Origin of the sequence: Streptomyces sp. NPDC015346, from assembly GCF_043078785.1 — a bacterium.
Classification (GTDB): domain Bacteria; phylum Actinomycetota; class Actinomycetes; order Streptomycetales; family Streptomycetaceae; genus Streptomyces.
This window is the reverse complement of the sequence record NZ_JBIBTW010000003.1, coordinates 903,934-914,902: the sequence shown is the minus strand read 5'-3', so window position 1 is coordinate 914,902 and position 10,969 is coordinate 903,934. Positions and strand designations below refer to the sequence as shown.

The window sequence follows — 10,969 nt, the reverse complement described above, 5'->3', positions numbered from 1 at the left end:
GACCTGCTGCAGTGCTGGACCGGCACCTGCACCACCTGCGGCCGACGCCTGCCCCGCAACAGAATCAGGCTGAGAACCTAACGAAGCACTACTAGCCGCCGAGGAACGGAGGCGGCGGTCAGCCGGCCTTGGCAGGCTGCTCAGCTCGTGCTCGGGTACTGGCGAGGCGGTAGGAGGCTGACTACGGGACTACTGGCCCTTGCGCTACCGATGCGAGGGCCAGGCTGCTACCGCGGCCACCATGGTTTCCCTGCTGGCGCTTTCAGTCGAGCGGGCTTCAGAAGCCCTTGCCCGGCTTCCAGCCCGACCATGAACCACTGGTGGCTCGGGTGTTGTGCCACCAGTTGTTGTCGCTACCTACGCAGGCCACGGTGATGGACCAGCCGCTCGAGCGAGCGGGCAGGCCGTAGTCCGGATTGCACCAGCCCCCCATGTCGCGCCAGCTACTGGTCGACGAAGCTGTCGACCAACGGCTCCACACGCTGTGGTCAGTTCCGATGACGAAGACTTGAGGGTGGCCATCCGGCTTGTTCCAATAGACCAGGTCAATGCCTGTACCTTTGCAGAACCAGTTTCCGCCCCAGTTCCTGAAGTGACACAACCCGTCGGAAGTCTGGTATACCGCGCCGGGTGTCGACGACGCCTGGATGCTTACGTCTTCGCTCTTCGGGGCGGCCTGTGTAGCGGTGGAAGTAGCCGCCACCGCCATCAGCGCCCCAGCAGCTAGAACGCCTAAGCGTCGACCTAAACTGCGCACGGTTTGAACCCTTCTGTTGTCGTTTCTCGAAACGCACACGAAGGCTGGGCACGCAAGAACCCAACCGTCGCCACAGAACACGTGAATCGTAGAGGGCAGGTCGTCCAATGAGTGTCGCGCTTTTCAGTCAATCCCCGCGCATCTCTGTTGCCGCACTTCTCACCCCTGCGATCAGGGGTCGGTGGCAGTGGTGGAGAGCGGTGGCGATGTTGCTGTGGCCGTCCAGGCGGTGGAATCCGATGGCGAGGTTGCGCAGACTCACCATGGTGCGGAGCAGGTGGCCGGTGTGGATGCCGATCTGTCATCCCCACCTGCAAGCGCAAGGGGCCAGAGCCCGTCCGTCGCCAGCATCTACCGGGCGCTCGCCGCGCGCGCCAAGCGCGAGGCGTACCCCGAGGCTGTCGAGGCGGCGCACGCCGACTTCGCCGCTCTGCGCGCCGAGGACCTGGGCTGACGCGGCCCCGACGCCAGAGCGCGGAATCGGGGGTCGCGAACTGCACCGGTCCGACGTGGGGCGTCCGTACCGGTGCACGCGTCACCGACCTCAACGCCTCCCACCCCGAGAAGGACACCCTCCGGGTCGACGCCCAGCGCCTGCCGCCGGCCGGGAGCATGGTTGTCATGGAGCCGCTGCCGACCCCTGCCCCGGCGACCTGGTCCCGGACGCGACCGGCGCGGACGCCTTCACCGCCGCCTACCGGCAGGCCAAGCAGCAGCAAGCGGTGTTCGTCGCCGTCGAGTGCCAGGGCCCGCGCTGGACGGCGAAGGCCGACGCGCTTACCGCCGGCCGGACCACGCCGTCGACGACGAGGTGTACGACGCCATCCGCGGCGCGGTCATCCGCCTCATCCGCTCCCGCGAGATCCGTCCCGACTCCTCCGCCAGGCCTGTCTGCTTCGTCCTGCACGATATCGACAGCGAGCAGCGGGCCCGTGACCTGGCAGCCGCGCTGCACGCCGCTCTGCACGGAGACCTCGAACCCCTCACCCACGCGGTAAGGGCCCGCTGACCGGCTGGGGAGGCGGTGTTCAGGCCGGTGTGACGTTCTCGGCCTGCGGCCCCTTCTCCCCCGGCGTGACGTCAAAGCGGACCTTCTGCCCCTCGCTAAGCTCGCGGTACCCGGTGGCGGCGATGGCGGAGTAGTGGACGAACACGTCGGGCCCGCCGCCGTCCTGCTCGATGAAGCCGAAACCCTTTTCCGCGTTGAACCACTTCACCGTGCCGGTGGTCATGTCGAATCTCCTCATCCAAGGGCGGCGCAGCACCGTGCCGCACGGCCGCAGGCTCAATCATCGCGGGCCGCCCGGGCGGAGAGAGGGAGAAACGCGGCGCTTTACCGTAGCCGGGCTACACAGGCGCCGCTTGTGCCTCTGAGACTCGTTCTCGGAGGGTGTTGCTCTGTGGCGGGTTTTTTGATCCCTACGTCGAGACTGTTGAGCCGGTGACCGGCGGCTACCCGACCGATCTCCGCCTGCCGCTGATCACTGCTGCGGAGGCCTGGGATGCGGTCGGCTTCATGAGCCTGCTGGAGACCCTCGACCCCGACGCCCCAGGACAGGGCAGCCGGGCAGCTCGCTGCCGACCTGGCCGACGGCTTCCCTCGAACTAAGGGTTGTCCGGCCGCTCATGGTGGGCCGGGCACATACAGGAGGTCTTCAGAGTCGGTTACGGCCACTCGAACCTGCGGGGATCTCCGGTCGGGCACAGCCACCACACCTTCGATGCGGGATCGGGGTTACAGGTGACGGTCTCCCATGCATCCCCGATCCCTACCAGGAAGAAGAGCAGGCTGATGACGAGCGCTACGCACGCCAGACCGATGCTCCATCCGGCCAGGCTGCGGAGCGTTCCAACTACGGGGGCAGGACCGGAAAGGCGCTCGTCCGCTCGTCCATGCTGGGTGAACAGTTCCGTCAACGCAGGCCGAACATAGCTTTCGAAAAGTGCTTCCGGTCCCTTTCCGATTCCTCCTGCTTTCTCGGTCAGGTGGTCCAACGCCTCCGTGCCGGCCTGTGATGCCTTGCTGATGAGGAGGCCGGAGAACCGGATCGTGTAGATCGCCAAAGCTCCAGAGGTGAGAAGAAGGGCCAGCAGGAAGGGAAGGACAACTTCTCCGGTTTGCTCGCCTGCTGCGGCGGCACCGGTGAGACCTGCCGCGGCACCTGCGGCGGCGGCGGTTGCCCAGGCCGGCCAGGTCCCGCTGATAGCTGATCCAGCAAAGGCCAGTATCTGATCGGATGCCCATTGACGCGCGGCCTGCAGGCTTTTTCCGACAGTGTCTCGCTTCTGGAGGTCCGTGACCAGTTCTTCCAGTTCGCCTTTCAACCGCCCACCGTCGGGTACGCGGGAACCGATCCACCATTCGGCATCTGCCGCCGATGTCGCAACCACAGCCAAGAGAATCTTCCTCGAGCCCTTGCGGGGGAGGTGAGCGTCCCCTTCATCCAACGCCTTCCTATAGGCGTTGGTGAGGGCTCTCACGTGTTCAGCTCCGACCGGCACACCACGATAATTACCCGAACCACCCCAGCAATGAGCGCAACACGCGCGGACCACGGCTGCCTGCCCTATCGGACTCCCTAGGTCTGAGGAACCTCACTCAAGGATGCAGAGGTCGGATTCGGGACGGCACATTTCGCACGCTCGTGCCCCGCCGACCGTGAGGGCGTGGCGGATTCATCGCGGCTGATCGGCTTGGTGGGGGCCGACCATGCGGCAGTCGCCGGCGTGGAAGCTGTCCACCAACGGGGCGGCCGCCGACGCGTAGATACGACAGGACCCAGCCCGGGCACTCGGTTCTGGCTCACCGCTCGAACTGGCCTTCAGGAGAGTTGGGTGATTTCGAGTTACAACCACAGCGACTCCCCGCAGCCCCTCGTGGCCAACGTGTACTGCTCAGACTGACGCCACGTGAGGTGAGCTACGGCCGTTAGCCGGCAGGACCACTTCCGTCCAGAACTCCAGGTGAAGTCGCGATCGAGGTCCTGCACACCTCTCCTTGAGGCCCGGGATCGCCCTGTCCAAGGAGTCAGAGGAGATGCAGTTAACACACCAACCCCTGGCCGAGGAGAGATAGCGCTGTAACCGCCCTTGATCACCAGGCCCTCCACGCCTTGGACCTCGGTCCAGGACTCCAGCCACTCCTGAGCGACGGTGACGTCGGTTGTCGACGTCGAAGGCGATGAAGTGGGCGGGCAGCGTGTCGGCGAGCTGCTCCACTGTGCGGCCGCCGACGGAAGCGCGACGTCGCAGTGCCTCGAAGGACAGCCGCCCCTGCGACCAGACGACGACCTCGCCGTCCAGGACCAGGCCGCGCGGCAGCTGCGCCGCCGCACTGACGAGGTTGGGAAATAAGCCTGGATCAGGCTGCCGCGTCGCGACTGCAGGAGCACCGGCGCGCCCTGTCCGGCCGGGGTGAACAGCAGGCACCTGGAGCCGTCGACCTTGGCCTCGAACGCGAACCCGCCGGGCAGAACGCCGGGGCCGGGAAGGGTCTTCCACCCCTGGGCGAGCATCGGCTCCACCGGGGGACGTAGCACTAGGTCCTCGATCCCGACAGGGAGCCGTACCGCTCGGGGGTGGGCACGGCTCCCCGACTGTGGGTCGCAGCCCGCCCGGTCCCGTCAGCGGACGCAGCTGCTCCTCCCTGTCTACGGCCCGAACCCGATCCGCGCGACCGGGCACCCGGCAAGCCGGTGACCCAGCTCCCTCGTACGGATACTTCTCCACCGGCCGGCGAACCGGTCGGCCGGCGGGACCGGCGGTGGCGATATGGAGATCGATGAGCAGCACATCGCCGTCCCGGCCTGGTCGTCCTGGACATCACCGCTGCGGACGAGGACACCGTCGTTCCTCAGATATGGGTCGGTTGCCGACACCACGATCACCGGCCGACCGGGGACGAAGCCAGCCATCAGAAACCATGCGCTTACGGGATACCGACGACGGTCTCACACCTTACGGCGATGTCGCTGCCTGCTTCGCCGTCGCAGAGATCGGTATTCCGTCCTCCGTCGAGTCGGTCGTTCGACGGACCTGCCCGGAGTGTGTCGTTCCCGGACCCGCCGTAGAGGAGGTCCTTGCCGCCTACGGTCCCCACCGTCCTGTCGGTGTCGAAGTTGACGTTGTCGCCGAAGAGCGTGTTGTCCCCGCCCCGGCCCCGGATCACGTCGTCGCCGGCCTCCGTCACATTGTCAGAGGCACTGTCACCGATGAGGAGCTCGCCCGCTGTTCCACCGATGATCCGGTCGTCGCCCGCACCGGTTGCCGTCTCGCCCGGTCCGGAGGCGTGGTCTCCGATGGCGAAGACGCCGCCGTCCGCGCCGAAGTCCAAGAGGTCATCGCCGCCGGTCCCGCTCGCGTCGAGGGCGGCGTTGCTGTCGCCGACCATCGAGTCGAGCCCTGGGCCTCCATGGATGGAGTCATCGCCGGCACCGGTGGCGTTGCCGGTGAACGCGATGCTGTCTCCCGTCACGCGGTCGTCGCCGGGCCCACAGTCGATCCGGTCGCGGCCACCCCCGGAGGCGTTGCCGTCGAGGGCGGCGCTGTCGCCACTGGCAATGTCGTCGCCCGGCCCCAGAATCAACAGGTCATCTCCTCCGCCGACCACGTCCCCGCTTTCGCTGAAGCGGTCCCCACGGACTTGGTCATCACCGGCACCGGCGGCCAGCTTGTCGTTGCCACGGCCCCCGATGACCAAGTCGTCTCCCCCACGTGTGCAGATGCGGTCATTGCCGCCTCCGCCGTCGACGGTGTCCGCGCCCGAGGAGCCGACGATGACGTCGTCTCCCGGTGTCCCGTTGATCGATCCCGAACCGGTGATGGTCGCCGGGCGGCCGAAGCAGGTTGCCTTGGCCTGTTCCGCACTGGCCGCAGGGAGCCCCAGCGCGAGCAGAGCTGCTGTGGCGAGACCGGTCGTGAGAAGCCCGCGGTAGGCCGGACGGGGAAGTCTGCCCACCCGCGGCGGGTGAGGGAGGCGGTGCATGGTCATGCGGAATCTCCGGTTGTCTTGGTGCCGGCGTCCAGTCGGTGCTGTGAAGGCGGCCGGGTGGAACACCTTGGCGTTTCCCGAGGCTGTCCGGAGATACTCACTTATTGTGTATTTACGACCACAAGGAGGCAAACCTGTACGCGTGGGTGACTTCGGGCCCGCGGGTCTCGTCGGCGACAGTGCGGAACGCGATCCGACGCCATGACACCCGGCCCGCGGAAGATCCCCCGACCGCGTCGTTCGCGTGCGATAGTGCTGAGCTCGTGCGCGACGACGCGGAGCTCGCACGGAAGGCTGCCGGAGCGCTGGAGGTGCCGCCGGCCCTCACGTGATGGCGGGGTTGCATCGTCGTTGAACGGTACGCCCCCGAGCCCAGCTCCAGGGCTGTCATGGTTACTCCTGGGGCTCGTGACGTACGACGGCGCTCACCCGTTTCGTTTCCCTCTGGGATGAGTGCCGCTCGGTCGTGTGGATGTAGCGTTGGCCGGTGCCGTAGCCCCGCTGCCGTGCCGTCATGGCTGGGCCGTCCCCAGCTTGGCGTCCTCGCGGGCAGACCCGGCCTGTCGCGGATCGATCAAAGTTGGCTTGTGCCTCCAGCCTGTGCGCTAAGGGGGCCGTCTCGCTTACGCGTTCCGTGCCGTTTCTCTTCATCCCACACCTGATCTGCCGTGATACGAAGCCAACAGTCGTGCCTGGTTGTCTCCGGCCGGATATGCCGGAAGGGCGGTGGCCTGTTCCGGGCCACCGCCCTTCCGCGGCAGACAGTGTCGGTCAGCAGTCGATGGCTGGGCGGGCCCCTCCGCCAAAGCTTCCTCCTGGTGCTGCAGCACGTAGCCCACTCCCGTGCACCGGACCAACGGGATGTCGTACCGGGGAAGCGCTAGCTGCGCGACGCTGTCACACTTCGCCGCGCCAGGAACCGGTCTCCGTGCCCCGGGATTCGATGTACTCCTTGAACCGCTTGAGGTCGCCGGCGACTTGACGCTTGACGAAGCCGAGCCCGTCACCGATGCTTTCGGCGAATCCGTGCGGGTCAAAGTCCATCTGAAGCATCACCTTCGTCCGGGTGTCGTGCAGGCGGTGGAAGGTGACCACGCCGGCCTGGCGCGCCTCCCCACCGACGGTGGTCCAGGCGACTCGCTCGTCGGGGATCTGCTCAGTGATCTCCGCGTCGAACTCGCGCTCCGTGCCGGCAACCTTGGTCTTCCAGCGCGTCAGAGTGTCGTTGACCTGCGTGATCTTCTCGACGCCTTCCATGAAGTGCGGGAATGTCTCGAACTGCGTCCACTGGTTGTATGCCGTGCGGACGGGGACGTCGACCTCAATGGACTCTTCGACCTGCGACATGAAACGACCTCTCTTCCTAGGGCCACACCAGTGGGGACTCCACGGCGCGGTTCACGAGTGCCCGTACAGATCCCGCTGCCCCCAGATCCGTGAACCATGACTCCCAAGAATGAGCGCTAACCAGTTCGAGGGTTTCCGCCCCATAGCCACCGCCTTCGCTCGACGCTGCCTGGGGCTGCAGCTCGTCCCCGATCAAGCACATTCTTCATGCGCTGCCCGGTCCAGAGCCCGCAGATTCCGGCCGGAGCGCGACGTCGTCGTGGTCATCGGGATACCGCAGTGCTTGCACCAGGTAGGGACAGGTGGCGGCGCGTTCATACCGTCCGATATTGATGGGCATCGCCATGGGGCGCTCTAAGACGTCATCTCATTTGGTGAGTCTGTGCGACGATTCGTCGGCCAGTGGGAAGCCATGAGCGGGGGCGAAGGCGATGGAGTACGTCAGCCGACTGGGTAGTACGGGAGCCACCGTGCGGTGTGGGAGTTCGAGGTCGTGGGGGTGCCCGGGCCGTTTCCGGCTCTGCGGGATTGATTGGGAGGCAGAAAGCGTGCCTTCGGCGACACCCTCGCCTTCTTGTGGGGGCGGCGCGGAAGGCAGTGGGCAGTGCCCTCGCCGCGCGGTCAGAGACTGGGTCACGGTAGCGGCGTATGCGACGCGTCTACTCCACCTCAGGCCGGTTAGAGCAAGACGTCAGCTCCAAGAGGCAGGCGGGTGCGGCGTAGATCGACTCCAGGCGGGCGGAGCACCACGGTAGGGACCCGTGATCCCGGAAGGCGGCTGAGGCCCACAACTTCCCCTCCGCCGTCTGCCTTCATAAGGCTCCTCGAGCTTTTCTCTCGGATGTATCTGGGTAGTCGCCGGACGACAGGGTGCGCGGCAGGGCAGGCAAGGAGTGACAGTGATCACCGAGCAGCAGCTTGCGGACGTGGGCGGATGCACGGTCGAAACCGTACAAGGGCAGCCAGTGGGCTTGCTGGATTACTTCCTCGTGGACGACACCACAGGGAGGCCGGACTGGGTGCGAATCACCGACCAGGTCGCGGGACCGGGAGGGGCGTTCGTCCCACTGCGCCAAGCCGAATTGGGGGACGGCCATCTGACCGTGCCCTACCCCGAGTCCCTCATCAAGAGCGCACCTTGCGCTGGTGTGGACCCTAACGGCGTGTTGTCCGTGGCCGAGGAGCAGCGGTTGTTCGACCACTATGGAATCAGGGACGTCCGCCAGGAGACGCACGCCGAAGGCGGCGCCGGGTGGGCGAAGATGGATCGAGCGCAGGCGATCCGCGAAGGCACGGATGGCCACGAAAGCAGCCGCTCTCGCCTGCGGCTTGGACGGCCGGCGTAACCTCGCGGGCAATTGATGCGTTCAGGGGCTGGCCTCAGCCAGCCCCTGAATCCCGTGAATGAGGCGCCTGCCCAGGATGCCCTGAAACACCAACCGGTCAGGTGCCGCTTCCGTCCCGGATGCCGGATCCGAAGCTCAATCCTGGGCAGCAGCAGCCCACAACTCGTCTTCGACTTCTCACGGCTTCGGCCGAGCCACCCCGCGCCCCGATCAACGCTCCCGAAGCGATCCAACCACCTTGAAGATCATTTCGTTAGGGGCTCAAAGGCCACATGTCTCTCAGCTGGGCTCGCAGCCCTGAGGGTCAGTAGCGACGCCATCAATCCTGCTGCCCCATGCCCAGTCGGGGTCCCGGTCGCCGGGCCAGATGCGTCGGTGATAGCAGTGGCCGCCGGAGTGATCGATCGCATAGACGACCACGTCCGAGTTGGACTCGAAAGACCGAGCCCTGTCATGCAGGAAACCCGGTACATCCGCATAACCCGACGGGCGGTAGCACCATGATGCGCCTCGGTACCCGGGCTCTGTGTAGAGACAGACCTCGCCGACCGCAGCCTGCGCCGTCGGCGCTGCAACCAGCGGCACAGACAGGGCCAGAGCGGCAGCGAACACTGCCGCGCTGATGGAATGACGCATGAGCGAACTCCTAGGGGTCGAATTCAGCCAGACCATGATCCCAACAAGTGCCGCTAAAAGCGCCAAAAGTCACCCTTAGAACGCACATCGCGGCAGTCTCTGCCTCCGGACCTCCGCCCTGTTCGTGCCATCCCTCGCAAGTCGATTCGCGATCCGACCCCAGTCGCAACCCTCCCCAGCCATGCGGCCCTACAGGCGACACCCGGCGTACTGCCGTTCCCAGGAAACTCCGCGCTCTTTCACGGGAAGTGCGCAACTTGGACCTCTTGCTACAGCGGGTTAGTGACTTCCGCCGGTTTGCCTGCCATGGACTCAGGCCAGGCCACCAGGTGCCGTGTGCCGCCCTGGTCGGCTGCTGTTCCGCGAACTTCCCTCCCCCGGTGATCCCCGAACAGCAGAATCGAGGCGTCGACATAGCCGCAGGACAGGAGGGCGAGGACTCATGGGATGCAGGAGGTTTTTGGGTGCGGGCACAGAGCACCGTCTCCGGCAGCCGGACGGTGCCGGACGGACACGATCGTGCAGGTCAACTGGGAACGCCAGTCGTCCCAGTATGTAAAGGCTCGTCGTCAAAGGCGGCGACGAGGTTCACCACCACCTGGTCCTCCCCTACGGATCGGGCGCCGAGCCGCTCTCCGAGAAGGACGGCACCGCAGTGGCCGACGGACTGCTGTCCGCCATGGCCGAGACCTCAGCCCTCCCGGGCAGTCACCTCGTGGTCCTTCAAGGCACGGGACTGCAGTGGTGCCGCACAGCGTGCATGAAGGCTGTGGCCCGTGCGGGGCCTCTCCCCTGATGATCACGTGTTCGGGTCCAAGCGCGTGTTTCGCGGGCAGCCGAGTCATGCGTGTGCACCTCGACGAGGACGGAGACTGGCAGGCGTTCTCGGGTGCCGAACGACGCTGGTTCGGACGCCCCCGGCTGCTTCACGCGGCTCACCTGCTGGAGCGCGATCCGTCGTTGGCCAGCGTCCCGGCTCTGCAACTGGGCCACGTCGCGACCCGGGATGAGGATTCCGGCACGACGTGGCAGGTCTTCCAGGGGTGACAATCAGGAACGGAGCCTAAGCCGGACCGCAGCGACGGTGACGGTGCCGTGGAAGACGTAGGGCCCTCTTGTCGTAGCGCGTGGCGACAGCCCGCGAGTGCTTGAGCCGGTTGATCGTCCGCTCGACCTCGTTGCGGCGTTTATAGATCTCGCTGTCGAAGCCGGTGGGCCGGCCGCCCTTGCTGCCGCGCCGTCTGCGGTTGCCCGCTGATCCCTCGGCTCGGGAATGGTGTGCTTGATCTGACGTCTTCGCAGGTAGCGTTGCGGCGTGAGCTGTATGCCTTGTCACCGCCGAGGTGGTCCGGTCGGATGCGTGGCCGTCCGCCCTGCGGGCGGGGAGCGCGGACACGTTCGAGGACCTCGAGCAGCTGCGGTGCGTCGCCCCACTGGCCCGGCGTGACCAGGAACGCCAGCGGACGGCAGCCGCGTTCGCCGGCGAGATGAAGTTGCGGGTCAGACCGCCCCGCGACCGTCCAAACCCTTCGTCAGGGCGGTGGTGCCGGGGCGTCGACCCCGCCCCATGCTGGGAACAACGAGTCACCGATCCGACAGTCACATGATCCGCCGGACAGTGCCCAAAGGCGGGCAAGACCACCGTGACCACACGGTCGTGCTGCGCGTTGTCCGGCTGCACACATCCCCGTGATCCCCCGGGCCACGGCTGGTCGCTGTCATGGCTGCCGGAGTTCCGGCGTGCCCGAGCCGGCGGGAGCCGGGGCGCGGCAGCCGGGGCGCGGCAGCCGGGGCAGGTGCCGACATCGAGACGTGCCAACAGTGCGCGTGCCTGGCCGACGATGAGCTGCTCGGTCTTGCCTGCGGGCTTCACGAAGCAGTCGTCGGTGTGGA

At 66.5% G+C, this 10,969-nt stretch carries 9 protein-coding genes and 1 pseudogene; 4 read left to right on the top strand and 6 right to left on the bottom strand.

The window, feature by feature from the left end; genetic code table 11:
• Positions 1-277: 277 nt before the first annotated feature.
• Positions 278-709, bottom strand: a complete 432-nt coding sequence (locus ACF06X_RS14980) for a hypothetical protein (protein ID WP_392287663.1) — start codon at positions 707-709, stop codon at positions 278-280.
• A gap of 229 nt (positions 710-938) precedes the next feature.
• Between ACF06X_RS14980 and ACF06X_RS14975 the strand changes: the two genes are divergently transcribed.
• The gene (locus ACF06X_RS14975; RefSeq protein WP_392287662.1) at positions 939-1,211 is read left to right on the top strand and encodes a hypothetical protein; all 273 of its coding nucleotides are present in this window, start codon (positions 939-941) and stop codon (positions 1,209-1,211) included.
• Between the two features lie 285 nt (positions 1,212-1,496).
• Complete coding sequence (locus tag ACF06X_RS14970) at positions 1,497-1,766, top strand: hypothetical protein (protein ID WP_392287661.1); 270 nt, start codon at positions 1,497-1,499, stop codon at positions 1,764-1,766.
• A 19-nt stretch (positions 1,767-1,785) separates the two neighbouring features.
• Here ACF06X_RS14970 and ACF06X_RS14965 read toward each other — a convergent pair whose 3' ends face one another.
• The 4 genes from ACF06X_RS14965 to ACF06X_RS14950 all read right to left on the bottom strand — a co-directional run bounded on the left by ACF06X_RS14965 (position 1,786) and on the right by ACF06X_RS14950 (position 7,094).
• Entirely contained in the window at positions 1,786-1,989 is a 204-nt protein-coding gene (locus tag ACF06X_RS14965; RefSeq protein WP_392287660.1) for a cold-shock protein, read from the bottom strand.
• Positions 1,990-2,422: 433 nt separating this feature from the next.
• Entirely contained in the window at positions 2,423-3,154 is a 732-nt protein-coding gene (locus ACF06X_RS14960) for a hypothetical protein (RefSeq protein ID WP_392287659.1), read from the bottom strand.
• Between the two features lie 1,531 nt (positions 3,155-4,685).
• Positions 4,686-5,747 (bottom strand): calcium-binding protein, encoded by a 1,062-nt coding sequence (locus ACF06X_RS14955; protein WP_392287658.1) that lies wholly within the window; start codon positions 5,745-5,747, stop codon positions 4,686-4,688.
• A gap of 897 nt (positions 5,748-6,644) precedes the next feature.
• Positions 6,645-7,094 (bottom strand): SRPBCC family protein, encoded by a 450-nt coding sequence (locus ACF06X_RS14950; RefSeq protein ID WP_392287657.1) that lies wholly within the window; start codon positions 7,092-7,094, stop codon positions 6,645-6,647.
• Between the two features lie 899 nt (positions 7,095-7,993).
• Between ACF06X_RS14950 and ACF06X_RS14945 the strand changes: the two genes are divergently transcribed.
• Together ACF06X_RS14945 and ACF06X_RS14940 are read left to right on the top strand one after the other, a co-directional pair.
• Positions 7,994-8,440: a PRC-barrel domain-containing protein gene (locus tag ACF06X_RS14945; protein WP_392287656.1), complete on the top strand. Its 447-nt coding sequence runs from the start codon at positions 7,994-7,996 to the stop codon at positions 8,438-8,440.
• Positions 8,441-9,925: 1,485 nt separating this feature from the next.
• On the top strand, positions 9,926-10,123 hold the full coding sequence (locus ACF06X_RS14940) for a hypothetical protein (RefSeq protein WP_392287655.1): 198 nt from the start codon (positions 9,926-9,928) through the stop codon (positions 10,121-10,123).
• A 3-nt stretch (positions 10,124-10,126) separates the two neighbouring features.
• Here ACF06X_RS14940 and ACF06X_RS14935 read toward each other — a convergent pair.
• Positions 10,127-10,667: pseudogene (locus ACF06X_RS14935) on the bottom strand (IS5 family transposase); the annotation flags it as partial.
• Positions 10,668-10,969 lie beyond the last annotated feature (302 nt).

What these genes read in the sequence shown, in the direction of transcription:
- ACF06X_RS14980 (WP_392287663.1), bottom strand. Translation starts at nt 709, where the DNA reads ATGGCGGTGGCGGCTACTTCCACCGCTACACAGGCCGCCCCGAAGAGC.
- ACF06X_RS14950 (WP_392287657.1), bottom strand. Translation starts at nt 7,094, where the DNA reads ATGTCGCAGGTCGAAGAGTCCATTGAGGTCGACGTCCCCGTCCGCACG.
- ACF06X_RS14955 (WP_392287658.1), bottom strand. Translation starts at nt 5,747, where the DNA reads ATGACCATGCACCGCCTCCCTCACCCGCCGCGGGTGGGCAGACTTCCC.
- ACF06X_RS14965 (WP_392287660.1), bottom strand. Translation starts at nt 1,989, where the DNA reads ATGACCACCGGCACGGTGAAGTGGTTCAACGCGGAAAAGGGTTTCGGC.